Raw genomic sequence first — 25,827 nt, forward strand, 5'->3', positions numbered from 1 at the left:
CCCCAGATGCGGACCATGAACACGACCGATAATCCGTCTTCCAAGGCCGATCTGGCGGTGACCCATGTTTTGGCGCAGCTGCTGGAAAAGCTCGAGCACAGCCCTGTACCCGTGGGTGCAGAACAGTACCGCTCCGTGGTCGAACATCTTGTGCACGAGTTCGAGGACATCGGGCAGGGCGCCGAACTGGGTCGCCTGCTCGATGCCTATCCGGCCGCGGCCGAGGTGTACGAAAACCTCAACTACAAGCACGCCGGGCTTTGCCGCTCGGCGTTGGACGCTTCCCTGGCGGCCGAAATCAGCGCCCGGGAAGCCATTGCACGCGCGATGCGTCGTGCCGAACCGAACAGCAAGGACAAGATGCATGGCGAAGGGTGAAGTGAAGACGGCAGTGGTGGCGGACGGCCTGCGCTACAAATCGAAGGCGCCGGGTTCCCCGTTCCGGGCCTCGGCCTCGTTCAGCGGGGCAACCATGTCGTGCTTCATGTGCGGCAAGCACCGGGTGCGCTCGCAGCTGCGCACCCGCCAGGTGCTGGGCAAGTCGCAGACGGTCTGCGCGCCTTCGTGCAAGGCCCTCGACGAAGCCCTGGAGTAGGCGCGTCGAGCCCCCGGGGCGGGGTAGCAGTTACCACAGAGGGGTGGCATTTGGGCGACATTTCCTCGTGCATAAGTCACGGAATGGCCTTCCACATTCCCGGGATTCGCTATACAGTTGGACACAAATGATGCATGTAATTGCATGTAATCAAGAGTCCTACTAAGTAGCTGATTTCCAATGAATTGCTGCCACGCCGTTTACACCCCCCGCGGGCTACGGAATTCAACCTTTGCCAAGGGGTTCTGCCATGGGTAAGTCGCGCCACGTGGTCATGCAGGTGGTCAGGCGTTCCTCGGGCAGCGCGACGCACCATGTCGAATTCCTGATGGACGACAACTTCGCCGAGCGTCTTCGGCAGCTGCGTTCGCTGGTGCCTCCGCTGGGCAGCCTCAACAAGCAGCGCGATCTGGTCATCGACAAGGTTCGCGTTCGCCTGCCCAACGCGATCTGGCGTTCCGGCAACGAGATCGACATGGATGGCGGAGTCGACGGCTCCTGCATCGTCATCGCGGCCGAGGGCTCGTTCAATTGCGGCGGCAAGGACCGCAAGACGCGCGAGAAGCTGGTGACCTACAACTTCTCGATCTCGCGCCTCATCGAACTGCACGCCGAGCGCCCCGAGGGCGAAACCCTGTACATCCGCGACGGCGTGTTCGCCAACGATGAGCCGGCCGAATCGCCGGCAGGCCGCTGGGTGGCCTCGATGCACGAACTGGAAGTGGTGATGCGGGTGCCGGACGCCCCTTCCGACTTCGACACCCTGCACGATCTGCAGATGCGCCCCGAGCACCAGCAGGCGGGTGCCGCGACGACCAACCGCGCCAACTTCTACTGAGCGCGGCTCCGCCGTCGGGCCTGCCGGGCCTCAGCCGGCGGCAGCCGCCTCTGGCGCCGCGCCCACCGGCGTGAACTGCGCGCGGTTGTCCGCAAGCCAGCGCGCCGAGAGGCTGCTGTCCTGCTGCATCGGATGGAAGTCGGCGCGCAGGTAGCTGCGCCAGCCGGCGAGGTTGCCGCGCAGCAGGCCGTCGCGGCTCAGCAGGATGCGCGCGGCGCTCTTCCAAGTCGACCACTTCCACAGTTGTTTCTCGTGGCGCAGGTTGTCGACGGTCTGGCGCATCAGGTCGCCGAGGAACATCACGGTGACGCGGCGGAACCAGCGCGTGCGCCACTCGTCGGAGCCGCCCGCGGCCTTGTAGATGTCGAAGGCCACGCTCTTGTGCTCCAGCTCCTCCGCGCTGTGCCACAGCCACATGGTGCGCAGTCGCGGCTCGGCGCCGTCGAGCACGCCCGGGTGGGCCAGCAGCCATTCGGCGAACATGGCGGTGAAGTGTTCCGTGGCCGCCGTCACTGCCAGCGCGTGGCGCGGGTCGGCGCCTTCCATCAGTTCCATTCGCTTGCTGGCGCGAGCCGTCCAGCGGTCGACCAGCCCCTGCTTCTCGAGATGGTTGTTGAAGAGCGAGTGGATGCGCCGGTGCGTGGCCTCCTGCCCGATGAAGCCGCGCACGTCGGCCTTGTGCTGCTCCTGAAGCTCTGGCGGCAGCGTTGCGACGGCGTCGCGCACCGCGTCGATGAAGAACTGCTCGCCGAAGGGAAAGCTCATCGACAGCGCGTTGAAGAAAGCGGTAGAGAATGCGTCGCCGCCACACCAGTCACGGGCGAACGGCGGTTGCAGGTCGATCAGAAGGCGGCGTACGACAAGATCGGTCATGAGAACAAGCCTCGAATAAGCACTGATTGCGTGGAGCGGAATTGCTGGTACATCTTCGTACCGCGTGCCGCCATGTTGCAATTGTGATTTGGTACTGTCAAGTACCTGGGCGTAGGAAAATGTGTCGTCCATGAGCGAAACCATCGAAAAAACTGCTCCGTCCAAGTCCGCGGAGGGCCCCGGGAGCGAGCACTACGCGCGCCTGCTCCAAGGCATGGCGCATGCCGTGGCTGCCAAGGGCTATGCCGAGACCACCATTGCAGACATCGTGCGAGAGGCGGCCGTGTCGCGCCGCACCTTCTACGAGCACTTCAGCACCAAGACCGAGTGCCTGATCGCGCTCTACGAAACCGCCAGCCGCCTCGCGCTGCAGACGGTGAGCGAGGCCTTCGATCCGGCCCAACCCTGGCATGCGCAGGTCGAGCAGGCCATGACGGCGTACTTCGATTACCTTGCGCAAGACCCGGCGCTGCTGCGCACGCTCTTCGTCGAGATCCTGGGGCTCGGCCTGCCGGGCCTCGCAGTACGCCGCCGCGTGAACGACGAGATCGCCAACTTCATCCAGACCGCCATCAACACCAGTTCGGACGGCAATGCCGACGGCCCCGCGGTGCACCTGACGAGCGAGATGGCGATGACGGTGGTGGGCGGCATCAACGAACTGGTGCTGCAGGCCATCGAGCAGAACAGGGCAGGCGATCTGCGCGAGCTGGTGGAACCCGCCACGCGGCTCGTGCGCGCCGTGGCTGCAGAAAGCCGACGCTAGGCCCGCCGATGCTTCGGCGCCGTGGCAGCGAGCCACAGCGTGAAGAGCCCAGCCAGCGTCAGCGCCAGCAGCACGCCCAGATGGGGCAGCACGTCGTGCAGTGGCGCGCCCATCTGGTTGAGCCGCAGCGAGGCCTGGATTCCCGCGGTGCTCGGAAAGAGCCAGCGCAGCGCCTGCAGCGGCTCCGGCAGGGCCTCCACGGGCCACGAGAAGCCTGAGAGGAAAGCCATCGGCAGAGCCGTGAACAACAGCACCTGCAAGGCCCGTTCGCGCTCGCGGAACCAGCAGCCCAGCAGCAGTCCGAGCGTGCAGATCGCCGGCACGTAGAACGCGAGCAGCACCAGCGCTCCCCACGGATTGCCACCGCGAGGGTAGTCCTGCAGGAAGAACACCCAGCCGAAGTAGAAGACGCCGCTGAGGAAGCCGAATGCCGACAGCGCGCTCAGCCGGCCCAGCCAGGCGCCCATCGATGCCCGCAGCCGTCCGGCCTCGGCCCAGGTGCCGGCCAGCATCGCCACGCCCATGAGCAGCGTCTGCTGGAGGATCAGCAGGGCCACCGCGGGCACCACGTAGCTGCCGTAGCCTTCGGTCGGGTTGAAGAGCGCGACTAGCTGCGTATTGAGCGGGCTGCGGCTGCGAGCTGCCTGGATCGCGCTCTGGCCGCCGGCCTGCAGCTTGCGGATCTCGACGCCGGCCGAGACGGTGCCCACGGCCTCCGAGAAACCGTACAGCACCGCCTTGTTGAGCAGCGCATAGGCGCCGTTGCCCTCGATGGTGACCACCGCAGAGGTGCCGCGCAGCACGCTGCGCTTCAGGTCGGCCGGCAGCAGCGCGTAGCCCTCGATCTCGCCGCGCCACAGCGCCTGCTGCGCCTCGCCGACGTCACCAGTGACCATGCGCACGTCCAGCCGCGGGTTGGCCATTGCGAAGCGTGCGATCTGCCGCGACAGGCCGGTGTGGTCCTGGTCGACCACTGCCACCGGCACGCGCGTCACGGCCTGTGTGCCGTAGGGCCAGGGGTAGAAGAAGCCGTAGATGATGGGCGCGAGCAGCATGATCAGCAGCACGCCCTTGTCGCGCAGTACCGCCAATGCGGTCTCGCGCCATGCCGGGCCGAAGCGAAGCCGTTCGTCGGTCATCAGCGTCCACCCCAGCTCTCGGGCGCCTTGGCGGCCTTCACCAGTGCCGCAGCGCACGCGGCAAGCAGCAGGCCCGTGGCCAGCACCATCCACAGCGGCGTCGCCGCCGAGTACGCCACCGGCGCGCCCATCTGCAGCTGCTCCATCTGCACGCGGATGTAGTGCGTGTAGGGGAGCAGGTTGGCCCAGACCTGCGCCAGCACGGGCATCGCGACCAGCGGAAAGCCCACGCCGCCGAACGCGAAGGCGGGCGCCGTGATGAACCCCGTGGCCGACAGGGCCGTGCGCAGCGATCGCGTGAGCGCCGCCACGAAGGCCCCCAGCGCGATCGAAAGCGCCATGAAGACGACCAGCGCGAAGAGCGTCCATCCGAGCGAACCGACCGGATGCCAGCCGCGGCCCGTGGTGATCCACAGCATCGCGGCCAGCGCCACCGCCGACAGGCTCGCGAACGGCAGCGCCAGCTTGCCCGCAAGTGCGGCCAGCACCTCGTGCCACCGCGGCGAGGCGCCCAGCCATCCGCCGATGCTGCGGTCGCGCAGCTCGCGGCCCACGGCCCATGCGCCAGCGGTCATCGCGAGGATGTGCAGCAGCGCTGGAATGAGCGCCGCGCCCAGGAATTGCTCGTAGTCGGTCGACGTGTTGAACAGCGCCACCATGCTCGCCTTGATCGGCTCCATGCTCACGCGCGCGGCCGTCATCGACTCGCCGCGCTTGTTGCGCACCGTGAGCTCGACCCCGCCCGAGACGGTGGCTACGGCGGTGCGAACGTCGCGCTGGATCAGGCTCGAATGCGTGCCGAGCTGCGCGTTGTGCAGAAGCACGACCTGGCCGACTCGGCCCTGCTTGACGTCGCGGCTCAGTTCGCGCGGCAGCTGCACCGCCGCGTCGACCGCGCCGCTGGTGAGAGCGCGCGCCATCTCGCCTTCGTCGCTGTAGCGCTGCGCCACGCGCAGGCCGGGCGTGGCGTCGAGGAAGCGCACCACCTGCCGCGAGAGCGAGGAGTGGTCCTGGTCGAGCACGCCGATCGGCAGCCGCTCGGGCAGGCCGGCCGAGAAGATCCACCAGATCAGGAACACCGCGAGCAGCGGTACCCAGGAGATCATCGCCAGGTCCCACGGACGCGCGCGCAGCAGCGCGAGCTCGCGCCGTGCGCTGGCGGTGGAGAAGCCACGGAGGCTCATCGAGGGAATCCGTGCCGCCGGTCAGTCCACCAGCACGCTCATGCCGGGCCGCGCACCTTCGATGGGCTTGAGCGGACGTGCGCGGACCTCGAAGGTGCGCACGTCGAAGCCGGTGCCGCCGCGCGTGGCGCGCCAGGTCGCGAAGTCGGGCAGCACGGCGCTGTAGTAGACCTTGAAGCGTGCGGTGCGCTTGCCCTCGGGCAGCGCGGGCAGGTGGGCGTCGAATTCGTCGCCCAGCGCGAAGCGGGCGAGCCGGTCTTCGCGCACGTTGAGCACCACCCACTGGTCGTTCAGGTCGACCACCGTGACCACCGCCACACCCTGCGGCGAAAGTTCGCCGACCTTCGCCAGCACCTTGGCTACTTCGCCGGCCACGGGGCTGCGCAGCTCGGTCTCGGCCTTGGCGGCTTCCGCCTCGGCCACCACGCCGGCGACCTGGCGGGCCTGTGCGCTGGCTGCGGCCTTGTCCTCGGGGCGGGCACCGGTGCGGGCCATGTCGTACTGCGCCTTCGCCGCGATGGCGGCGTCGCGCGAGGCCTTCCAGTTGGCCTCTGCTTCGTCGCGCTTCTGGTCGGCCACCAGGCCCTCGCGCGCGAGTCCGTCGACTCGGCGGAAAGAGGTTTGCGCGAGTTGCGCGGCGGTCTCGGCACGCTGCCACTGCATGCGCGCCATTTCCACTTCCTGCGGACGGGCGCCGTTCTGCGCCTTCTCGGCGACTGCCTGTGCGGCCTGCTCGGCGGCGGTTGCCTGCGCGAGCTTGGCGCGCACCTCGGGGCTGTCCATGCGGACCAGCACTGTGCCGGCCTGGATGCGATCGCCTTCCTTCACCGGCACTTCGGCGACGCGCGCGGTCACCTTGCCCGCGACGTCGGTCTCGCGCGCTTCCATCTGGCCCTGGAACACCTCGGGCGCCGGACGCGAGGCGCGCCAGAAGCCCCAGACGAGCAGCGCCAGCACGAGCAGGGCGGCCAGTATCGCGATCAGTTTTCGGGTCTTGGCACTCATCATCAATTCACCTTCACGTCGGCACGTGCGATGTAGTCGGAAAACCTGTCGGAAAGTCCGGCGCTTTCGAGCAACTGCGCGAGCGCCTGCACGTAGTCGTTGGCGGCCTGCGCGCGTTCGGTCAGCACCTTGGCCTGGTTGGTCTCGGCGTCGATCAGGTCGAGCGTGGTGCTCGTGCCTTCGCGCAGGCCGGCGGTGCGCAGTTTCACGACCTCCTGCGCGAGCTCGACCGAGGCCTTCATCTCCAGATACTGGCGGCGAGCGTTCTCCAGCGCGCGCCAGTTGCGCTCGACCAGCAGCGAAATGTCGCTGCGCGCCTGTGCATCGGTGCGTTCGGCCTGCTCGACCTGCTTGAGCGAGGCGGCCGAGAGCTTGTCGCGGTCCACCGAGTCGTAAAGCGTCCAGCGCACGCCAACCCCAGCCACCCAGTCGGCGTTGCCGCTCTTGAGCTCGCGCGTGCCGAAGGCGATCACCTGCGGCCTGCGCAGCGCCTCTTCGCCTTCGTGCAGCTGCTCGGCCTGCGACTTCTTGGCCGCGACCTTGTCCAGGCCCGGGTGCCGCGTGAGCGCCGAATCGATGAAGTAGTTCAGCGGCTCGATCGGCGTGCTGATGAGAAAGAGCGGCGTCTGCGGCGCCACGCTGCCGTCGGCGCGTACGGTGCGGGCCAGCGCCACGGAGGCCAGCGCCGCGTCGTTCTCGGCCTTGCGTGCGTTGCGGCGGGCTTCTTCATACGCGGCGCTGGCCTGCAGCCGCTCGACGCGCGAGATCACGCCGGCGGCCAGCATCTTCTGCGCCGCCGAGTCGTGCTGCGCGATGGTGCGCTCGGCCTGCAGGCGCAGGGCGGCAGCGCGGCGGGCGAGCTGCGCCCCGAAGTAGCGCTGCACGAGCAGGGTGTCGACTTCGTGGCCGGCCTGCTCTGCGTCGGCCTGCGCCTCGCGCGTCTGGGCCGAGACGAAGCCGCGCACCGCGTCGGTCGCGCCGCCCACGTAGATCGGCCACACGGCGGAGATCGAGGCGTTGGTGCCGGTGTCGTGGCGGTTGAGGGTGTAGCTGTTGGGCAGTTGCGGGATCGGCACGCGCGCGATCACGCTCTGGATGGACGACGGCAGCGCCGAGCCCAGCTGCCCGAGCCGCTGGTTGAGCGGATCGAGATCGAGGTTCAGGTTCGCGTTGTAGGCATAGGCCAGCGCGGAGATGCTGACCGAGGGGCCGCCCAGGCGCTTGAGGCCCTGGCTTTGCAGCTCCTTCGCGTCGACGGCGGCGCGGGCGGCGGCCAGCTTGTCGGAGCGGTCGATCATGCGGGCGCGGGCCGCGTCGAAGCTCAGGGAGAGGGTGTCGTCGCCGGCTTGCGGCTGGGCTGGCGTCAGGGCCTGTGGCTGTGCCTGCGCGAAAGCGGTGCCGCACAGCACCAGCAATGCCGGCAACAGGCTCGGCGTGAAGGGGCTTGCGGCGTGGCGTGTTCGTTTCGTCATCGGTTCAGGTGGTCTTGCGCAGCAGGGCGTCGAGCTCCTGCTGCAGGATCACGGGGAACGCGGCCTGCACCGCGCCGGTGGCGAGGCCCCGGGCCTGTTCGAGCAGCTGGGTTGCGCGCCCGGCGTCAATGGCGTCGCTGCTCAGCAGGTTGTCGGCCAGGGTGCGCAGCCAGTGGCGCGCCACGGTGCGCAGCGTGCGGGCCATGGTCTCCTGCATGCGGATGGCCTCTTCCAGCGGCAGGCCCAGGGCGGCAAGCTGCTCGGCGATCTGGCCGAGCGCGGGGCTGAGCATCTGCACCTGGCCGTCGGGCAGTTCGCGCATGAGGCCGGCCTTGGTGGCGCGGGCGAGCAGGGCGGGCGTCATCTGGCCCTTCCACTTGGCGGCCAGAGCGTCGGCCGAGACCACCACCGGCTTTTCCTCGGCGAAGAGGCTGCCCGAGACGGACCGGGCAACGGCCACGAGGTCGCGCCAGGCCGAGGCCGGCGCGCGGTCGAAGATGCGGCGGATGGCTTCTATGCCGAAGCCCTGGTCGCGCAGTTCGCGGATCAGCGCCAGGCGCTGCGCATGCTCGTCGCCGTACAGGCCGAGCCGTCCGCGCAGCCTGGGCGGCGGCAGCAGGCCGGCGGTGGTGTAGGCGCGGATGTTGCGCACGGTCACGCCGGTGCGCGCGGCCAGCTCCTCGACGGAGAGTTCCTGGGCGGCATCGGCGGCGGCTGGCGTGTTCATGTGACAGATTGAATGTTACATCATTGATGTCACACGTTGAGCCCTAGACCTGGATCGTCGGCTTGTAGTCCGCCGGCAGCACTTCGTTCCACTTGCCGAAGATCGCCATCAGCCCGACGGCCACCGCGCCCGACAGCAGCACGGCCCCGCAGGCATGCGCCCAGCCGTTGTCGAAGGCGCCGAACATCACGGCGCGGAAGGCCTGCACCACCCAGCTGAAGGGCAGCCAGCCATGCACGTCGCGGAAGAAGCCGGCCGAAAGCTCCACCGGCAGCACGCCGCCGCCGGCCGACAGCTGCAGCGTCAGCAGCAGCACGGTGAGGATGCGGCCGAAGTCGCCGAACACGTGCAGGATCGCGAACAGCACCACCAGGAACACCAGCGAGGCCAGCGCCATCGTCAAGGCCAGGGCCGGCACGTCCGGGGCCTGCACCTGGAGCACGCCCACCAGCGTGGCCAGCACCAGCGCAACCTGCAGCAGCACGATCAGCGCCGGCATGGTGATCTTGCCCAGCGTCTTCGCGAGCTTGGGGTAGTGGCTGTGGTCCGACAGCACGATGCGGATGTTGAACAGGTAGCCCGCCATCACCGCGCCGATCCACAGCGCCACCGACACCATGTTGGGCACGAAGGCGCTGCCGTTGTTGGCCACCGGCGCCACCACCTCCACCTTGGGCTCGACCGAGTCCGCCAGCCCCGAGGCGCTGCCCTGGATGCGGGTGATCGAGGCGGGCAGGGCGGCCTCGATGGTGCGCACGCCGGTCGAAAGCCGCTCCGCGCCCTGGGCGAGCTGCACGCCGCCCTGCACGAACTCGTCGAGCTTGCGGTCGGGCGGCAGCCTGCCCGACATCGTGTGGATGCCGGCCGCCAGCGCCGCCATGCCGTCGGTGAGCTTGCCCACGCCGCCGTCGAGCGCGGTCGCGCCGGTCGCGAGCTTGCGGCTGCCGTCCTGCGCCTTGGTCATGGCGGCCTGCGCCTGCTCGATGCCTCCGCGCAGCTTGTCGGCGCCCGCCGCGAGCTCGCCAGCACCCTTGGCGATGCGCTCGCCCACGAAGGGGATGTCGGCCGTGTCCTTCTGCATCCGGCGCGCGCCGTCGCCGAGCTGCCCGGCACCGCCTTCGAGCTGCTCGAGCCCGTCGCCGATCTGCGCGAGTCCGCTGCCGAGTTCGCGCTGGCCCGCCGCCAGCTGCTGCGAGCCGGCCTTGAGCGCGCGCAGGTCGGCATCCGCCGGCAGCTTCGATTCGATGGTGCGGATGCCGCCGTTGACCTGCTTGAACCCGCTGCCCACCTGCTGTGCGGCTGCGCCGTACTGGGCGGCGCCGCTGGCCAGCGCCTGGCTGCCGTCGCGCAGCTCCATCAGGGCCTGCTTGAGCTTGTCGAGCCGCGCCTGCGAGCCCGAGGCCGCATTCAGCACCAGGCCCCAGCGCTGCTCGTTGAGCATCTCGTTGACCTGGTGCCCCAGTTCGCCCGCGAAGCGCCGCGCCAGGCCGGCCGAGCTGTAGTTGTTGCCTTCGGAGGTGTAGACCACGATCTGTCCCGCGCCGCGCTGCGCGCCGGGCACCGCGTTGGCGCTGAAGTCGGGCGGGATCAGCAGCGCGAAGGCCAGCGTGCCCCGCCGCACCTCGGCGCGTGCCGCCTCGGTGTCGGTCATCGTGCGGAAGCCGAAGGCGCGCTTGTCGAGCAGGGTGCGCGTGAGCTCGTCGCCCACGTTGACCGTGCGCGACATGTAGGTCACGCCCCGGTCCTGGTTGACGATGGCGGCGGGCAGGTCGGATGTGTGGCCGGCCGGGTCCCACACGCTCGAGAGATAGATCAGCGCATAGATCGCGGGCACCACGCCCACCGCCGCCACTGCCAGCAGGATGCGCGGAAAGCGCCGCACGATCGCCAACTCGGCCCGGGCGATGGCCCAGGTGCCGGCGAACAGGGCATGTAGGTATCGCATGGGGCTAGGAGACTGGCAGCAGCGCCATGGCGGTGGATGGAGCGGTCGGGGAAGGTCCCGGTCAGCCCGGCTTTCGCTGGGCGGGGTCGTAGAAGAACTGCTCCTCGGCGATGCGCTCGCCCTCCCAGCGCTGCCAGGCGATCTCCTCCATGCGCATCCTGCCGCCGCCCTTAAACGTGAACTCGAAGATCCAGTGGATCGCGACGTGGTCGCCGTTCACCAGCACCGGCCGAACGCAGGTGGAGACCACCGACTCGGCGCGCTCCAGCACGGCGGTTTCCTGGGCCACCAGCGTGCTGCGGCCGCGCCGCGGTTCGGCCTGGTTCTCGCGCATGGTGGCGTCTTCGGTGTAGTAGTCCTCGATGGCCTTGGCATGCGCGCCGCCTTCGACGGCGGCGATGAATGATTCGAGTCGTTCGGTCGTGGGCATCTTTCAGTGGTCCATGGCGCAACGCGCCTTCAGTGGCATGCAAGGCTCGAGCAGGCCGTGCGCGAGACACCGCGGAACCGGCACTGCCGGGCCGCAGGTGTGGGGCCCGGCGAGGGGGCCGGCGTAGCGACGCGAACCGCGCGAAGCCCGGGGGAGCGTCATCTCATGACTTTACTTTGACTTCGACGCGGCGAGCCTCGGCAGGCGGCCCGTCGGCCTGCGACTGCTCCGGCTTGGCCAGCTCGATCTTGTCCTCGGGCGCACCGGCGGCCTTGAGCGCATCGCTCACGGCCATTGCGCGCTGCTTGGCGAGCTCGGCGTTCTTGGCCGGGTCGCCGCTGGCGTCGTGGTAGCCGCTCACGAGCACGGTGCTGCCGCTCTGCACGGCCTTGATGACGTCGGCCAGCGCCTCCTTGGCGTTGGGCGCCACCTCGGCGCTGGCAGTCGTGAAGTAGAACTTCACGACGCCGTTCTCCACCTTCACCGCGGCGGCTTCGGCTGCCGATACGGCACCCGATGCGACCGTGGCCGCGGGTGTCGATGGGGCCATGGCCGCCGGTGCAGTGGCGGCGGGCGGCGTCTCCACCTTCGCAGGTGCCGCCGCAGCCGCATCGCCCGCATGGAACTTCACCACCAGCGGCACGATGAGCAGTGCCACGATGTTGATGATCTTGATCAGCGGGTTCACCGCCGGTCCGGCCGTGTCCTTGTAGGGGTCGCCCACGGTGTCGCCGGTGACGGCGGCCTTGTGCGTCTCGCTGCCCTTGCCGCCGAAGTGGCCGTCCTCGATGTACTTCTTGGCGTTGTCCCAGGCGCCGCCGCCGGTGCACATGCTGATGGCGACGAACAGGCCCGTGACGATGGTGCCCATCAGCAGCCCGCCCAGCGCCTTCGGCCCGAGCACCAGGCCGACGATGATCGGCACCAGAACCGGCAGCAGCGAGGGGATCATCATTTCCTTGATGGCCGCGCCGGTCAGCATGCCCACGGCCTTGCCGTACTCGGGCTTGCCGGTGCCTTCCATGATGCCGGGGATGTCGCGGAACTGGCGGCGCACTTCCTCCACCACCGCGCCGGCTGCGCGGCCCACGGCCTCCATGGCCATCGCACCGAAGAGGTAGGGGATCAGGCCGCCGATGAACAGGCCCACGATCACCATCGGGTCGCTCAGGTTGAAGCTGATCGCCTGACCGAAGCTCTCCAGCTTGTGCGTGTAGTCGGCGAAGAGCACCAGCGAGGCCAGGCCTGCCGAGCCGATGGCGTAGCCCTTGGTCACGGCCTTGGTGGTGTTGCCGACCGCGTCGAGCGGGTCGGTCACGGCGCGCACGCTGTCGGGCAGTTCGCTCATCTCGGCGATGCCGCCGGCGTTGTCGGTGATGGGGCCGTAGGCGTCGAGCGCGACCACGATGCCGGCCATGCTCAGCATCGACGTGGCGGCCACCGCGATGCCGTAGAGGCCAGCCAGCGAGTAGGCCGCCAGGATCGCGATGCAAACGAAGATCACCGGCCAGGCTGTCGAGCGCATCGAAACGCCCAGGCCCGCGATGATGTTGGTGCCGTGGCCCGTGGTCGATGCCTGCGCGATGTGCCGAACGGGCTTGTACTGCGTGCCGGTGTAGTACTCGGTGATCCACACCAGCGCGGCCGTCAGCGCCAGACCGACGAAGCAGGCGCCGAACAGCTTGAGCTGGCTGCCGCTCGCGGCGATCGCGTTGTCGGGGATCAGCCAGCTGGTGACGAACCAGAAGGCGATCAGCGACAGGATGCCCGAAACCGCCAGCCCCTTGTAAAGCGCCGGCATCACGTTGACCATGCCCGGCGACGCCTTCACGAAGAAGCAGCCGATGATCGACGCGATGATCGAGACGCCGCCCAGCGCCAGCGGGTAGAGCACTGCGTTGGTGGGCGCCGCCGCGACCATCAGCGCGCCCAGCACCATGGTGGCGATCAGCGTCACGGCATAGGTTTCGAACAGGTCGGCGGCCATGCCGGCGCAGTCGCCGACGTTGTCGCCCACGTTGTCGGCGATCACGGCGGGGTTGCGCGGATCGTCCTCGGGGATGCCGGCCTCCACCTTGCCCACCAGGTCGGCGCCCACGTCGGCGCCCTTGGTGAAGATGCCGCCGCCCAGTCGCGCGAAGATCGAGATCAGCGAGGAGCCGAAGGCGAAGCCGATCAGCGGATTGAGCACCGCCGACAGGCTGTGCCCCGCGGCCGGAGTGCCGCTGCCGATCAGCACCCAGTAGAAGGCCGACACGCCCAGCAGGCCCAGCCCAACCACCAGCATGCCAGTGATGGCGCCGCCGCGGAACGCGACGTCGAGCGCCGGACCGATGCCGTGGGTAGCGGCCTGCGCGGTGCGCACGTTGGCGCGCACCGACACGTTCATGCCGATGAAGCCGCAGGCTCCGGAAAGCACCGCGCCCACGATGAAGCCTGCGGCGGTGGTGAGGTCGAGGAAGACGGCGATCAGGATGGCGAGCACGATGCCGACGACGGCGATGGTGCTGTACTGCTTGGCGAGGTAGGCCGAGGCGCCGGCCTGGATGGCCGCCGCGATCTCCTGCATGCGGGCGTTGCCCGCGTCCTTCGCCAGAATCCAACTTCGGGCCCAGAAACCGTAGGCCACGGCGACGAGACCGCAGACGATGGCCAGTATCAGGGGGGTGTTGCCGATCATGCTTTGCTTCTCCATTCGTTCGTTGTGACTAGTGGAGACGGACAGCACGGGCCCTTGCGTGCAACGCGTACGGGACCGTGATTTCCGCCGCGTTGCTTCCTCGAAGCTCGCTGCACCGGGGTGCGGAGCCGATTGGCCAACGGTTGCAATTTACAGGCAAAAACAGATGCGTGTGCGACCGGCCGGTGACACGGAAAGTAAACTCAGGGTTTGTCCCCGTCCCTCTCATACTTTTCAACTACTCGAAAAACGTCATGTCCTTCGACAAAGTTTCCCCCGGCAAGAACCTGCCCGACGCCTTCAACGTCGTGATCGAAATCCCGATGAACGCCGACCCGATCAAGTACGAGGTGGACAAGGAATCGGGCGCGATCTTCGTCGACCGCTTCATGACGACGGCCATGTACTACCCCGCCAACTACGGCTACGTGCCGCAGACCCTGTCGGGCGACGGCGACCCGGTCGACGTGCTGGTGATCGCGCCGTACCCGCTGCTGCCGGGCGTGGTGGTGCCGTGCCGCCCCCTGGGCATCCTGATGATGGAAGACGAAGCCGGCGTCGACGGCAAGGTGCTCGCCGTGCCCACCGACAAGGTGCTGCCGATCTACAGCCACTGGAAGTCGGTGGACGACGTGAACCCGATGCGCCTGAAGGCCATCAGCCACTTCTTCGAGCACTACAAGGACCTGGAAGCGGGCAAGTGGGTCAAGGTGCTGGGCTGGGAAGGCATCGACTCGGCCAGGAAGGAAATCATGGACGGCGTGGCCAACTACAAGAAGTAAGAAGCTGAAAGTAAAAAGCTCGCCTATTCGTTCTCGAAGGGCGAGCGCCGCGGGTCGCGAGCGAAGATGCCGGCCAGCGCAGGTGCGCAGCCCGGCCCGTCGGAGACGGTGACGCGGTCGGTATCGAACTGGAGGGTGCGGGTGCAACGCCCGGACTCCTGCACCACGAGGCGCCGCTGCCCGTCGAGCACGTTCTTGCCCTGCAGCAGCATGTTCCCGCGCGAATCGGGGCAGATGTAGAGATCGATGCTCAGCGTGCCGCCCACCTCGGGCGTCACGTCGAGGAAGCGGCCGTCCCGCGGGCAGCGGCCCTCCACATAGCGGCCCATCCACTGGAGAAGAGGGTGGCTGAGATAGCCGATGCGCCGCTCGTAGTCCTGCTTCAGGCACTCCGTGTTCGCCTTGCATTCGCGATTGCGCACCGCGATCCAGTCGCGCTGGTCCCGTTTCAGGATGGCAGGCCACTGGCCCGTGCCGGGCATCTCGGCCTGCCGCTTGTAGAGCGCGGCCATCGCTTCGTCCTGCCGCGAGAGTCCGGCGTCGGCGCAGATCGCCTTCTCGGTGGCGTTGCCGGCCTTGGAGCAATCGAAGCTGGCGGCCGACGCCCAAGGCCCGGCTGCGATGAAGCAGAGTGCCGCGACGGCCCGGCGTGTGGATGTCTGCATGCTGGGGTTCTCTCCTCGAAGCCGATGCTAGGAGAGGGCGGACACGCCGTCGATGTGCCAAACGGACAAGGGCGCTATGCCCTTGGACAGAGAACGCTCAGCCCCGGACGGCGTCGCCGGCCAACTGCATCCATTCGCGATTGACCGAACGTGCGTGCGAGTTCCAGTGGCGCGCGGCCTGCTGGAGCTCGTCCCACTGGCGTTGCGCGCCGGCGGCGTCGCCTTGCTGGGCGAGCCATGCGATGTAGCGGGCGCGGGCCTCGACGGTGTTGTAGCGGCTCAGCGCTTCCTCGAAGGCCTGGCGCGCCTCCGCCTGCTGGCCGTCGGCGGCGAGGGCGCGGGCGATGAGCACTGCCACTTCGTCCCTGCGGTAGTCGTCGCGCGTGGAGCGCAGCGTCTGCAGGGCGTCGCGCCCGGCGGTGGCGCCGCCTGCGGCGAGCAGGGCGCTGGCGAGACCGAACTGCAGTTCCGGGTCGGAAGCCAGCGGGCCCTTCAGTGCGTCGCGGTAGTGGCCGACCGCGTCGGCGGCCTGGCCCCTGTCGAGCGCGGCCTTGGCGAGGCGCAGCTTGTTCTGTGCCGTGGGCGCGAGGTCGTAGGCCTCGGCGGCGGCGCGGTACTCACGCTCGGGGTCGATGAAGCCGATGGCCGCGTTCGCCACCTTGCCCGCGGTGCGCTGCATGCGCGAGGCCGGCAGGTACTCGACCACGAAATACACGATGCTGCCGAGAAGCGGAAAGCTGAACAGGATCAGCAGCCAGTACATCTGCTTGCCGTGGCGCATCGCATGCACGGCAAAGAACAGCGCGATGAGGACGTGCAGGCCTAGTCCGATGAATGGCATCGAGTTCTTCCTCTCTGGATTGTTGTGGATGTCGGCGCTTTTATAGCAGCGCCGAATTGCAGCTCAACCTGACTTGAAGGGGCTGCGTTCTCCCAGATGGTCCATGTAGTTCTCGATGCCCGCCCCCTCGCGTTCGAGGAAGCGCTCCACTGCGTCGGCGAAGGACGGATGCGCCAGCCAGTGCGCGCTGGTGGTCTTCACCGGCATCAGCGCCCGCGCCATCTTGTGCTCGCCCTGGGCACCGCCTTCGAAGCGCTGCGCGCCGTGCTCGATGCACCAGGCCAGCGGCTGGTAGTAGCAGGCCTCGAAATGCAGGCAGTCGACGCGATCCAGCGCGCCCCAGTAGCGGCCGTAGGCGACCAGGGGGCTGTCGGGTTCCGTGGAGAGCGCGATCAGGCTGCTCGCCATGGGCTTGCCGTCGCGCTCGGCGACGAAGAGCAGCCAGGCCTCGGGCATCGTGTCGGCCATGCGCCGGAAGAAGTCGCGCGTGAGGTAGGGCGGGTTGCCGTGCTCGCGGTAGGTGCGTTCGTAGCAGCGGTAGAAGAAATCCCAGTCTGCCTTGCCGATGTCGGCGCCGCGCGACCAGCGAAAGCGCACCCCGGCGTCGGCCACCTTGCGGCGCTCCTGGCGGATCTTCTTGCGCTTGTCGTGGGAGAGGCTGGCGAGGAAGGCGTCGAAATCGGCGTATTGCGCGTTCGTCCAATGGAACTGCACCGTGTTGCGCAGCATGAGGCCCGCCTCGGTGCAGGCGGCGATGTCCGCGTCGGCGCCGAAAAGCAGGTGCAGCGACGACAGTTCGAGCTGCTTGCACAGCGCGATCAGCCCCTGCACCAGCAAAGTGCGGCTCTCGGCATCGCGCGCCAGCAGCCGTGCACCGGGCACCGGCGTGAAAGGCACCGCCACCACCGCCTTCGGGTAGTAGGTCAGCCCATGCTGCTCGTAGGCATTGGCCCAGGCCCAGTCGAAGACGTATTCGCCGTAGGAATGGTCCTTGACGTAGAGCGGGCACGCGGCCTGCAACTGCTCGCCCTGCCACAGCGTGACGAACTGCGGCAGCCAGCCGCTGTCGGGCGTGGCGCTGCGGCTGTCGGTCAGGGCCGAGAGGTATTCGTGGCGCATGAAGGGCGACGGCTCGGCCTGGGCGGCGAGCAGCGCGTTCCACGCTTCCGGGCTCACGTCCGACGGAGACGGCAGAACCCGAATGACATAATCGTTCAAGCCTTTTTCTTCCTTCTGTATGACGCTCAAGCTCGCCATCGCGCAACTCAATTTTGTGGTGGGCGACCTCGCCGGCAACGCGAAGAAGATCGTCGATGCCGCGCGCGAAGCCCATGGCCAGGGTGCGCGCCTCCTGCTGACGCCCGAACTCTCGATTGCCGGCTACGCTGCGGAGGACCTGTTCCTGCGCCCCGCCTTCACCGAAGCCTGTGATGATGCCGTGAAAGGCATCGCCGCCGCTCTGGCCGACCTCAAAGACATGGTCGTGGTGGTGGGGCATCCGACGGGCGGCAGCCTGCGCAGCCGCTCGGTGGCCGTGCAGATGCGCCACAACGCGGCCAGCGTCATCAAGAAAGGCCGCATCCTCGAGACCTACGCCAAGCGCGAGCTGCCCAACTACCAGGTGTTCGACGAGCGCCGCTACTTCACGCCGGGGCAGGGCACCTGCGTGTTCGAGGTGGAGGGCGTCTCGGTCGGCCTGCTGATCTGCGAGGACGCCTGGTTCGACCAGCCGGCGGAACTGGCGCGCGATGGCGGCGCCGAGGTGCTGGCGGTGATCAACGCCTCGCCTTACCACGTTGGCAAGGAGGGCGAGCGCGTTGCGCGCATGGCCGACCGGGCGCGCGCGGTAGGGCTGCCGCTGGTCTACGCGCACCTGGTGGGCGGGCAGGACGAGGTGGTTTTCGACGGTGCTTCCTTCGCGCTGCAGGCCGACGGCGCCACCGCCATGCAGGCCGAAAGCTTCCGGGAGAAGCTGGTTTTCGTGCAGCTGGAGCGCAAGCCGCAGGGCGGCGTCGGCTTCGTCGCGGAGCCGGGCGCCGTCGCCCCCCCGCGCGACACCGAGGCTCAGCTCTGGGATGCCCTGGTGCTCGGCGTGCGCGACTACATCGGCAAGAACGGGTTTCCGGGCGCCATCCTGGGGCTTTCGGGTGGCATCGACTCCGCCCTGGTGCTCGCGATCGCGGTCGATGCACTGGGCAAGGACAAGGTCCGAGCGGTGATGATGCCTTCGCCCTACACCGCCGACATCAGCTGGATCGACGCACGCGACATGGCCGGCCGCCTGGGCGTGCGTTACGACGAGATTTCCATCAGGCACACCTTCGAGTCCTTCAAGGGCGCGCTGGCGGAGGAGTTCAAGGGCCGGCCCGAGGACACGGCCGAGGAGAACATCCAGGCCCGCATCCGCGGCACGCTGCTGATGGGGCTGTCGAACAAGTTCGGCTCCATCGTGCTGACCACGGGCAACAAGAGCGAGATGGCCACCGGCTACTGCACGCTGTACGGCGACATGGCAGGGGGCTTCGCGGTCATCAAGGACCTGCTCAAGACCACTGTTTTCGCCCTGGCGCGCTGGCGCAATGCCCACGACCCGTACGGCACGGGTAGCGAGCCGATCCCCGAGCGGATCATCACGCGCCCCCCGAGCGCCGAGCTCCGGCCCGACCAGACCGACCAGGACAGCCTCCCGCCCTACGACATCCTCGACGGGATCCTGGCACGCTACATGCAGGACGACGAGGGCATCGACGAGATCATTTCGGCCGGCTACGAGCGCGCGGTGGTCGAGCGGGTCGCGCGGCTGATCAAGATCAACGAGTACAAGCGGCGCCAGGCGCCGGTAGGCATCCGGGTCACCCACCGAAGCTTCGGCAAGGATTGGCGTTACCCTATCACCAGCAAATTCAACGAAACCGCCGGAGCGCAAAAACCATGAAGCAGATCACCGCCATCGTCAAACCCTTCAAGCTCGAGGACGTGCGCGAGGCCTTGGCCGAAGTGGGCGTCACCGGCCTGACAGTGACCGAAGTCAAGGGCTTCGGCCGCCAGAAGGGGCACACCGAGCTCTACCGCGGCGCCGAATACGTCGTCGACTTCCTTCCCAAGATGAAGGTCGAAGTGGTCGTCAACGAGGCCGACGTGGAGCGTTGCATCGAAGCCATCGTCAATTCCGCGCGCACCGGAAAGATCGGCGACGGCAAGATCTTCGTGACCGCCGTGGAGCGCATCGTGCGCATCCGTACCGGCGAAGAGAACGAGAACGCTGTTTGATTGGTTCGCCCCCAGGCTGCGCGCACTTCGTGTCGCTGCGCCAACCCCCTTCCGGGGGCAACACCTGAGGCCCGGCGGAGCCGGTTCCTCGGTGTTTCTGGATTGACTTCCCCCGGGGCTGTCCGAGGTCAGAGATTTTCGGAGAGGCGGTCTTCGCGTGCGTGCAGCGGTACCTCGGCGCGCAGCGCCGTGAGCAGTTCGGTCACGTCGGTGCCGGTGCGGATCAGCTCCATCTGCCATTCGCCCATGAAGCCCTCGCGCACGCTGTGCGCCAGGAAGGCGAGCAGGCCGTCGTAGTAGCCGGCGGTGTTGAGGATGCCGGTGGGCTTGTCGTGGTAGCCGAGCTGGCGCCAGGTCCAGATCTCGAACAGTTCCTCGAAGGTGCCGATGCCGCCCGGCAGGGCGACGAAGGCGTCGGCGCGCTCGCCCATCATGGCCTTGCGCTCGTGCATGGTGTCGACCACGTGGAGTTCGTCGCAAAGGGGGTTGGCCAGTTCCTTGTCGACCAGCGCCTTGGGGATGATGCCAACGACGCGGCCGCCGGCCTGGCGGGTGGCCTCGGCTACCGTGCCCATCAGGCCGGTTCGGCCACCGCCGTAGACAAGCTGGCCGCGATGCCGGCCGATCCATTGGCCGACGGCCTGGGCGGCTTGGGTGAATTCAGGGCGCTCGCCGGGGCGCGAGCCGCAGTACACACAGATCGAAAATTCGGGAGTCATCCCGCCATCATGCCGCAGCCGACGGGCCGCCTCATGACATGAAGCGTTGCCACAGCGCCGCCGCCCAGATCCCTGCGCAAAGCGTCAGCGAAAGCAGCACGGCGGCGCTGCCCATGTCCTTGGCGCGCTTGGAGAGGTCGTGCCACTCGGGCCCGATGCGGTCGATCGCGGCCTCCACGGCGGTGTTGAGAAGCTCCACGATCATCACGAGCACGGCGCTGCCGGCGAGCAGCGCGACCTCGACCCAGCTGCGCCCCAGCCAGAAGGCTGCCGGGATCATCACGATCGACAGGATGGCTTCCTGGCGGAAGGCGGGCTCGCTCCAGCCGGCGCGCAGGCCGTGCAGGGAGATCAGCGTGGCATGCCAGACGCGATCGAGGCCCTTGCGGGCCTTCTGCGGGTTGACGGCGGGATCGGGAAGCTTCGGCACGGCACTCATCGGCGGCTCATCGGTTTGGAGGTGATGAGCCGTGTACCGGCCCAGGCGTCATGCCAGAACTGGCGGTCGGGGTGAAAGCGTGCCAGAACGGCCCAGACGGCCACCCAGCCGAAGATCAGCACGGTCGACTCGCCGCCCGAGAGCTTGAAGGGCGCGATGGCGGCCAGCGGCGGCAGGAACCAGACCCAGCTCAGCAGGTAGCGCGCGAGCGCGCGGCGCTGGCTCACGGGCTGGCCGTGAATGTCGACGATGCGGATGTTCCAGGTCTTCATGGCGAGGGTCTGGCCCTTGGTCCAGAACCAGACGAAGTACACGCCGAATACCACGAAAAGAAAAGCCTGCAGGAGATGGCGCCGCGAATCCATCGCGTCGCGCATCTGGCCCAGCGTGCTGAAGAGCCAGCCTGACACGAACACCACGGCAAAGAGCAGCATGCCTTCGTAGAGCCAGCAAGCCATGCGGCGCCAGAGGCCGGGCACTATCGAAACAGGAGCGCTGGGAGCAAGAGGGTTGGGCGAGGCGGGCTGATCAGAGCTCGAAGCTTCGGAGGGGCTGGAAACCATCGAGGCCTGCGCTCAGGGGGTGGAAGACGACGGTTGATCAGCTGCCGTCGATGGTGCCGGCACCTGGGCTTCGGCGGGAACAGGCTGCGCCGTGGCGCCGGAGGAGGCCGGAGCGGCTGGCGTGACGGACACAGCCGGTGTCGCCGCGGCAGCCGCTGCGGGAGCGCGTTCCGGAGGCGAGGCGACCAGAACCGTCTCGGCCGGCGCAGGGGGAGGGGCGAGCAGGATCCGCGGCGAGTGTCCGGCGGGCGCAATGGGAGGCACCGGCACCAGCTTCTGGGAAGACACCGGTCGCACGGGAATTGCGGCGCCGCGCGGTTTGGCGGCGGCGCGCTCGGCCAGCTTGCGCTTTTCTTCCTCGCTCAGAGCCTGGTATTGCTCCCACTTGAGCTTGCGCTCATCGGCCGGAATGCGCTTCACCTCGGCGAAGTTCAGGCGGGCCTGGATGCGCTGCTGGTTGCTCAGGGCGGCCCATTCGATCATCCGGCTGTGGAGGGTGGACTGGTCCTCCGCCGACATGCTGCTGAAGTTGCGCGACAGCGCCAGCCATTTCTTCTTCTGACCGATGTTCAGCGTGTTCCAGTGCGAATTCAGCGGCTTCAGCGCCTGCTGCTGCTCGGCCGTGAGTTCGTTCCACAGCGGCTTCGTCGGGGCTACGGCCTTGGGGCTGCTTGCCGACGCCGAAGTGCTCGAAGGCGGGTTCCCAGTCGCCTTCGACGCGGTCTCGGAAGGAGGCTGGGCGCAGGCGAGCGTCAGGCCGAAGGCCGCGACAGCGAACGCGCCCGCCCAAATGAATGCGCCCGCCGGAAGCGGGCGCAACGGGCGGGGGCTGTTCAAGCTGGAAGAGGTGCGGCGTCGCATTCGATCGATGAAGGTTCAGTCGGAGGCGTTTTCGGCCTTGAGGAATTGGGCAAAACCGGGGTCGGTGTAGGCGGCGGGGGGCAGATCGCCTGTCAGCAGAGCGGAATCCACTTCGGCCAGTTCGCTGGCGCGGTCCTCGTCCTGCATCACGCTGATGGTGATCAGGCCCGCAACGAGCGCTATCAGGGGCACCACCGATGCGATGCGAGTCCACCAACTGCCGCCCATCGTGAGCGTGTTGCCCGAGCGCACCACCGCAGGCGCGGTCCTCAGTTGTGGGGCCTGCTTGCGCGCCGCCACAGCCTGCGCACGCGCCACGCGCAGCCGCTCGCTGATGTCGTGCGGCAGTTCCTGGTTGCCAGCCGAGAGGCGGGCTGCCAGACGCTGGCCGAACTGGTCTTCGGCAACGGTGTTGATCGAGGTTGGAACCTTAGTGTTCATAGCGATATTCCCTTGGCCTTGAGCGCCTTGCTCAGAGCGTGGACGGCTCGCGAGCAATGGGTTTTGACGCTGCCCTCGGAGCAGCCCATCGCAGCGGCCGTCTCTGCGACGTCCATTTCCTCCCAGTAACGCATCAGGAAAGCCTCGCGTTGACGGCCCGGCAAAGCTGCGATCTGCTCCTCGATCTCCTTGAAGATCTGGGCGCGGCGGGTGGTGTCTTCGGCGCTCTCCGCCTCCCTAGAGTCGGCGGGCGAGACGAAGTTCTCCAGCAGATCGAAATCTCCGTCTTCGTCGACCGAATCGAAATCGCTGAGGTTGGAGAACAGGGCGCGCCGGGTTTTCTGGCGACGGAACCAGTCGAGCGTGCAATTCGACAGGATGCGCTGGAACAGCATCGGCAGCTCGGCCGCGGGCTTGTCCCCGTAGTGCTGGGCCAGCTTCATCATGCTGTCCTGCACGATATCGAGGGCCGCTTCTTCATCCCGCACGTGGTAGACCGAGCGCTTGAAAGCGCGCCGTTCGACGCTTTTCAGGAAGTCGGAGAGTTCTTGTTCAGTGGCCAAGCGAGAGGGGGCGCGCAGGGCGCGCCGCGTGGGAATGGGGTCTAGCGATCGCTACGTTTATCGCCGCGGATTATGCCTTTGTAGCTTTACAAGGCAGCTGAAGCGAATATGAACGCCCGGAAATGTCATAATCCGCCTTGCAAGTCAAAAGGCAAACGGGTCACGGTCCGGCGGAACATCAGTCCGTCCATGGCTTTGGCCTCAAGTCCTGGCGCGACCTCACAAGGGTTGGCAAGGGGCACCCAAGGTATTTCGTTCCCGAAATAAACAAAGGTTGATCATGGAAATCTCCAAGGCGGAAATCGTCTCCGCAGCCGCTGCGTCCGCTGGCGCAGGCAATTCGACTCAAGAACTCATGGGCGCCGAAGTGCTGGTGAAGGCACTGCAGGCCGAAGGCGTCCAATACGTCTGGGGCTACCCGGGCGGCGCGGTTCTCTATATCTACGACGCTTTCTACAAGCAGGACACCATCCAGCACGTGCTGGTGCGCCATGAACAGGCCGCCGTCCACGCTGCCGACGGCTACGCCCGTGCCACCGGTGAGGTCGGCGTGGCGCTTGTCACTTCCGGTCCCGGCCTGACCAATGCGGTCACCGGCATCGCGACGGCGTACATGGACTCGATCCCGATGGTGATCATCTCGGGCCAGGTGCCAACGGCAGCCATCGGCCTCGACGCCTTCCAGGAATGCGACACGGTCGGCATCACCCGCCCCATCGTCAAGCACAACTTCCTCGTCAAGGATCCCAAGGATCTGGCCATGACGATGAAGAAGGCCTTCCACATCGCGCGCAGCGGCCGTCCGGGCCCCGTGGTGGTGGACGTGCCCAAGGACGTCTCGTTCAAGAAGATTCCGTACGCGGGCTATCCCGACAAGGTCGAGATGCGCTCGTACAACCCGGTGCGCAAGGGCCATGGCGGGCAGATCCGCAAGGCGCTGCAACTGCTGCTGGCCGCCAAGCGCCCCTACATCTACACCGGCGGTGGCGTGCTGCTGGGCAACGCCTGCAACGAACTGCGCACGCTGGTCGACATGCTGGGCTATCCGGTCACCAACACGCTGATGGGCCTGGGCGCCTATCCGGCGAGCGACCGCAAGTTCCTGGGCATGCTGGGCATGCACGGCACCATCGAAGCCAACAACGCGATGCAGAACTGCGACGTGCTGCTGGCCGTGGGCGCGCGCTTCGACGACCGCGTGATCGGCAACCCCAAGCACTTCGCGCAGAACGAACGCAAGATCATCCACGTCGACATCGACCCTTCGAGCATCTCGAAGCGCGTGAAGGTCGACATCCCGATCGTCGGCGACGTGAAGGACGTGCTCACCGAGCTGATCTCGATGATCCGCGAGAGCACCACCAAGCCCGACGCTGGCGCATTGGCCGACTGGTGGAAGACGATCGAGGCATGGCGTTCGCGCGACTGCCTGAAGTACGACCGCGGCAACAAGGACGTGATCAAGCCGCAGTACGTGGTCGAGACCCTCTGGAACATGACCAAGGACACCGACACGTACATCACGTCGGACGTCGGCCAGCACCAGATGTGGGCCGCCCAGTACTACCGCTTCGACGAGCCGCGCCGCTGGATCAACTCCGGTGGCCTTGGCACCATGGGCGTGGGCATTCCCTATGCCATGGGCATCAAGCTCGCCAAGCCCGATTCGGAAGTGTTCACCATCACCGGCGAAGGCTCGGTGCAGATGTGCATCCAGGAACTCTCCACCTGCCTGCAGTACAACACGCCGATCAAGATCTGCTCGCTCAACAACCGCTACCTGGGCATGGTTCGCCAGTGGCAGGAGATCGAATACTCCGGCCGTTACAGCCACAGCTACATGGATGCGCTGCCCAACTTCGTGAAGCTCGCCGAGGCCTATGGCCACGTCGGCATGCTGATCGAGCGTCCACAAGACGTGGAGCCGGCGCTGCGCGAGGCGCGCAAGCTCAAGGACCGCACGGTGTTCATGGACTTCCGTACCGATCCGACCGAGAACGTGTTCCCGATGGTGAAGGCCGGCATGGGCATCACCGAGATGCTGCTGGGTTCCGAAGATCTCTGACCGGATCGACGGAACGGACATTCGCTCAACTCTTTACTACTGACGAATCTATTGCCCGCCAAGCCCGCGCATTACCGTGCACGGGGGAGGGCGGCGAAAAGAGGAGTCACGCAAACATGAAACACATCATCGCAGTGCTGCTGGAAAACGAGCCGGGTGCTCTTTCCCGCGTGGTGGGCCTGTTCTCGGCCCGCGGCTATAACATCGAATCGCTCACGGTGGCGCCCACGGAGGACGCAAGCCTCTCGCGCATGACCATCGTCACCACCGGTTCGGACGACGTGATCGAGCAGATCACCAAGCACCTGAACCGGCTGATCGAGGTGGTGAAGGTCGTCGACCTCACCGAAGGCGCCTACACCGAGCGCGAGCTCATGATGGTGAAGGTGCGCGCGGTCGGCAAGGAACGCGAGGAGATGATGCGCATGGCGGAAATCTTCCGCGGCCGCATCATCGACGTGACCGACAAGAGCTACACCATCGAACTCACCGGCGACCACGGCAAGAACGACGCTTTCCTGGAAGCGATCGAGCGTAGCGCTATCCTCGAGACTGTCCGTACCGGTGCCAGCGGCATCGGGCGCGGCGAGCGCATCCTGCGCGTGTAGGAGGGTGAAGGCGCCCTCAGTTCATACGTTCATCCACACATGAGGCGAGAGTGATGCGAGGACTGCTTGGTTTCGACAGGATGGTGACCCCGGCGATCGTCCGGGTGCTCTATTTCCTCGGCCTGCTGGGCGTGGTCGTGCTGGCGGTGGCAGCGCTGTTGCAGCGCCAGTACCTGCCGGCCTTCACGGTCCTGATCTTCGGCACCATCGGCGTACGCATCTACAGCGAACTGCTCATCGTGCTGTTCCGCATCCACGACAGCCTCGTGTCCATCAACCGGCAGATGAAGGACCGGAATTCCTCCGGCCTTTGAGTGAAATGCATCCCGCACGGGTGCGAGAGATTTTTTAGGAGA

General features: G+C 67.2%; 28 protein-coding genes. 10 read left to right on the forward strand and 18 right to left on the reverse strand.

Annotation, left to right across the window (positions count from 1 at the left end):
* Positions 1 to 6: 6 nt before the first annotated feature.
* From FHY06_RS01590 to FHY06_RS01600, 3 genes are all read left to right on the forward strand, one after another.
* Complete coding sequence (locus FHY06_RS01590; protein ID WP_026346217.1) at positions 7 to 378, forward strand: hypothetical protein; 372 nt, start codon at positions 7 to 9, stop codon at positions 376 to 378.
* Positions 365 to 595 carry a hypothetical protein gene (locus FHY06_RS01595; protein WP_019653008.1) on the forward strand — a complete coding sequence of 77 codons (231 nt, stop codon included), beginning with the start codon at positions 365 to 367 and terminating at the stop codon, positions 593 to 595. Before FHY06_RS01590 ends, FHY06_RS01595 begins: the two co-directional genes overlap by 14 nt.
* A gap of 250 nt (positions 596 to 845) precedes the next feature.
* Positions 846 to 1,433: a hypothetical protein gene (locus FHY06_RS01600; RefSeq protein WP_019653007.1), complete on the forward strand. Its 588-nt coding sequence runs from the start codon at positions 846 to 848 to the stop codon at positions 1,431 to 1,433.
* A 30-nt stretch (positions 1,434 to 1,463) separates the two neighbouring features.
* On the opposite strand, the gene FHY06_RS01605 is transcribed toward FHY06_RS01600, so the two are convergent.
* Positions 1,464 to 2,306 carry a metal-dependent hydrolase gene (locus FHY06_RS01605; protein ID WP_184603018.1) on the reverse strand — a complete coding sequence of 281 codons (843 nt, stop codon included), beginning with the start codon at positions 2,304 to 2,306 and terminating at the stop codon, positions 1,464 to 1,466.
* 130 nt (positions 2,307 to 2,436) lie between these two features.
* Here FHY06_RS01605 and FHY06_RS01610 point away from each other — a divergent pair, with 130 nt between their 5' ends.
* Positions 2,437 to 3,072, forward strand: coding sequence for a TetR/AcrR family transcriptional regulator (locus FHY06_RS01610; protein ID WP_126184276.1), 636 nt, complete (start codon positions 2,437 to 2,439; stop codon positions 3,070 to 3,072).
* Here FHY06_RS01610 and FHY06_RS01615 read toward each other — a convergent pair.
* The 8 genes from FHY06_RS01615 to FHY06_RS01650 form a co-directional block, all read right to left on the reverse strand.
* The gene (locus tag FHY06_RS01615; protein ID WP_184603020.1) at positions 3,069 to 4,211 is read right to left on the reverse strand and encodes an ABC transporter permease; all 1,143 of its coding nucleotides are present in this window, start codon (positions 4,209 to 4,211) and stop codon (positions 3,069 to 3,071) included. The two genes, FHY06_RS01610 and FHY06_RS01615, sit on opposite strands and share 4 nt — an antisense overlap.
* Entirely contained in the window at positions 4,211 to 5,395 is a 1,185-nt protein-coding gene (locus FHY06_RS01620; protein WP_145759185.1) for an ABC transporter permease, read from the reverse strand. The genes FHY06_RS01615 and FHY06_RS01620 overlap by 1 nt, the downstream gene beginning before the upstream one ends.
* A gap of 21 nt (positions 5,396 to 5,416) precedes the next feature.
* The gene (locus FHY06_RS01625; protein WP_132750821.1) at positions 5,417 to 6,403 is read right to left on the reverse strand and encodes an HlyD family secretion protein; all 987 of its coding nucleotides are present in this window, start codon (positions 6,401 to 6,403) and stop codon (positions 5,417 to 5,419) included.
* The gene (locus FHY06_RS01630; protein ID WP_260309530.1) at positions 6,403 to 7,872 is read right to left on the reverse strand and encodes a TolC family protein; all 1,470 of its coding nucleotides are present in this window, start codon (positions 7,870 to 7,872) and stop codon (positions 6,403 to 6,405) included. The genes FHY06_RS01625 and FHY06_RS01630 overlap by 1 nt, the downstream gene beginning before the upstream one ends.
* Before the next feature lie 4 nt (positions 7,873 to 7,876).
* A complete protein-coding gene (locus tag FHY06_RS01635) occupies positions 7,877 to 8,599 on the reverse strand; it encodes a MerR family transcriptional regulator (RefSeq protein ID WP_184603024.1) in 723 nt (240 codons plus the stop codon).
* 43 nt (positions 8,600 to 8,642) lie between these two features.
* Positions 8,643 to 10,544 carry a YhgE/Pip domain-containing protein gene (locus tag FHY06_RS01640; protein WP_184603026.1) on the reverse strand — a complete coding sequence of 634 codons (1,902 nt, stop codon included), beginning with the start codon at positions 10,542 to 10,544 and terminating at the stop codon, positions 8,643 to 8,645.
* 61 nt (positions 10,545 to 10,605) lie between these two features.
* Positions 10,606 to 10,974 (reverse strand): nuclear transport factor 2 family protein, encoded by a 369-nt coding sequence (locus FHY06_RS01645; protein ID WP_019652998.1) that lies wholly within the window; start codon positions 10,972 to 10,974, stop codon positions 10,606 to 10,608.
* Positions 10,975 to 11,137: 163 nt separating this feature from the next.
* Entirely contained in the window at positions 11,138 to 13,654 is a 2,517-nt protein-coding gene (locus FHY06_RS01650; RefSeq protein ID WP_099047473.1) for a sodium-translocating pyrophosphatase, read from the reverse strand.
* Between the two features lie 254 nt (positions 13,655 to 13,908).
* On the opposite strand from FHY06_RS01650, the gene ppa reads away from it, so the two are divergent.
* Positions 13,909 to 14,436 (forward strand): inorganic diphosphatase, encoded by a 528-nt coding sequence (gene ppa, locus FHY06_RS01655; RefSeq protein WP_019652996.1) that lies wholly within the window; start codon positions 13,909 to 13,911, stop codon positions 14,434 to 14,436.
* A gap of 23 nt (positions 14,437 to 14,459) precedes the next feature.
* Here ppa and FHY06_RS01660 read toward each other — a convergent pair whose 3' ends face one another.
* From FHY06_RS01660 to FHY06_RS01670, 3 genes are all read right to left on the reverse strand, one after another.
* The gene (locus tag FHY06_RS01660) at positions 14,460 to 15,101 is read right to left on the reverse strand and encodes a lysozyme inhibitor LprI family protein (protein WP_145759189.1); all 642 of its coding nucleotides are present in this window, start codon (positions 15,099 to 15,101) and stop codon (positions 14,460 to 14,462) included.
* A 97-nt stretch (positions 15,102 to 15,198) separates the two neighbouring features.
* Entirely contained in the window at positions 15,199 to 15,942 is a 744-nt protein-coding gene (locus tag FHY06_RS01665; RefSeq protein WP_184603028.1) for a hypothetical protein, read from the reverse strand.
* A gap of 63 nt (positions 15,943 to 16,005) precedes the next feature.
* Positions 16,006 to 17,160, reverse strand: a complete 1,155-nt coding sequence (locus FHY06_RS01670; RefSeq protein WP_184603031.1) for a GNAT family N-acetyltransferase — start codon at positions 17,158 to 17,160, stop codon at positions 16,006 to 16,008.
* 19 nt (positions 17,161 to 17,179) lie between these two features.
* Between FHY06_RS01670 and FHY06_RS01675 the strand changes: the two genes are divergently transcribed.
* Positions 17,180 to 18,877, forward strand: coding sequence for an NAD+ synthase (locus tag FHY06_RS01675; RefSeq protein WP_184603033.1), 1,698 nt, complete (start codon positions 17,180 to 17,182; stop codon positions 18,875 to 18,877).
* On the forward strand, positions 18,874 to 19,212 hold the full coding sequence (locus FHY06_RS01680; RefSeq protein WP_019652991.1) for a P-II family nitrogen regulator: 339 nt from the start codon (positions 18,874 to 18,876) through the stop codon (positions 19,210 to 19,212). The genes FHY06_RS01675 and FHY06_RS01680 overlap by 4 nt, the downstream gene beginning before the upstream one ends.
* A gap of 128 nt (positions 19,213 to 19,340) precedes the next feature.
* Here the strand turns inward: FHY06_RS01680 and FHY06_RS01685 are convergent, their stop codons facing one another.
* From FHY06_RS01685 to FHY06_RS01710, 6 genes are read right to left on the reverse strand one after another with little or no spacing between them, the layout of a single operon-like run.
* Positions 19,341 to 19,931 carry an LOG family protein gene (locus tag FHY06_RS01685; RefSeq protein ID WP_126184265.1) on the reverse strand — a complete coding sequence of 197 codons (591 nt, stop codon included), beginning with the start codon at positions 19,929 to 19,931 and terminating at the stop codon, positions 19,341 to 19,343.
* 31 nt (positions 19,932 to 19,962) lie between these two features.
* Positions 19,963 to 20,370 carry a diacylglycerol kinase gene (locus tag FHY06_RS01690; RefSeq protein ID WP_019652989.1) on the reverse strand — a complete coding sequence of 136 codons (408 nt, stop codon included), beginning with the start codon at positions 20,368 to 20,370 and terminating at the stop codon, positions 19,963 to 19,965.
* Positions 20,367 to 20,933 carry an RDD family protein gene (locus FHY06_RS01695; RefSeq protein ID WP_019652988.1) on the reverse strand — a complete coding sequence of 189 codons (567 nt, stop codon included), beginning with the start codon at positions 20,931 to 20,933 and terminating at the stop codon, positions 20,367 to 20,369. The genes FHY06_RS01690 and FHY06_RS01695 overlap by 4 nt, the downstream gene beginning before the upstream one ends.
* Positions 20,934 to 20,945: 12 nt before the next feature.
* Positions 20,946 to 21,794, reverse strand: coding sequence for a DUF3106 domain-containing protein (locus tag FHY06_RS01700; RefSeq protein ID WP_126184263.1), 849 nt, complete (start codon positions 21,792 to 21,794; stop codon positions 20,946 to 20,948).
* Between the two features lie 15 nt (positions 21,795 to 21,809).
* Positions 21,810 to 22,235 (reverse strand): DUF3619 family protein, encoded by a 426-nt coding sequence (locus tag FHY06_RS01705; protein ID WP_126184262.1) that lies wholly within the window; start codon positions 22,233 to 22,235, stop codon positions 21,810 to 21,812.
* The gene (locus FHY06_RS01710) at positions 22,232 to 22,798 is read right to left on the reverse strand and encodes an RNA polymerase sigma factor (RefSeq protein WP_019652985.1); all 567 of its coding nucleotides are present in this window, start codon (positions 22,796 to 22,798) and stop codon (positions 22,232 to 22,234) included. Before FHY06_RS01710 ends, FHY06_RS01705 begins: the two co-directional genes overlap by 4 nt.
* 280 nt (positions 22,799 to 23,078) lie before the next feature.
* Here FHY06_RS01710 and FHY06_RS01715 point away from each other — a divergent pair, with 280 nt between their 5' ends.
* The 3 genes from FHY06_RS01715 to FHY06_RS01725 all read left to right on the forward strand — a co-directional run bounded on the left by FHY06_RS01715 (position 23,079) and on the right by FHY06_RS01725 (position 25,785).
* A complete protein-coding gene (locus FHY06_RS01715; protein WP_019652984.1) occupies positions 23,079 to 24,863 on the forward strand; it encodes an acetolactate synthase 3 catalytic subunit in 1,785 nt (594 codons plus the stop codon).
* Between the two features lie 116 nt (positions 24,864 to 24,979).
* Entirely contained in the window at positions 24,980 to 25,471 is a 492-nt protein-coding gene (gene ilvN / locus FHY06_RS01720; RefSeq protein ID WP_007834236.1) for an acetolactate synthase small subunit, read from the forward strand.
* A 53-nt stretch (positions 25,472 to 25,524) separates the two neighbouring features.
* Positions 25,525 to 25,785 carry a DUF4282 domain-containing protein gene (locus FHY06_RS01725; RefSeq protein WP_184603036.1) on the forward strand — a complete coding sequence of 87 codons (261 nt, stop codon included), beginning with the start codon at positions 25,525 to 25,527 and terminating at the stop codon, positions 25,783 to 25,785.
* The last annotated feature ends 42 nt before the right edge of the window (positions 25,786 to 25,827 follow it).

This window comes from Variovorax atrisoli (assembly GCF_014195185.1).
GTDB classification, from domain to species: domain Bacteria; phylum Pseudomonadota; class Gammaproteobacteria; order Burkholderiales; family Burkholderiaceae_C; genus Variovorax; species Variovorax atrisoli.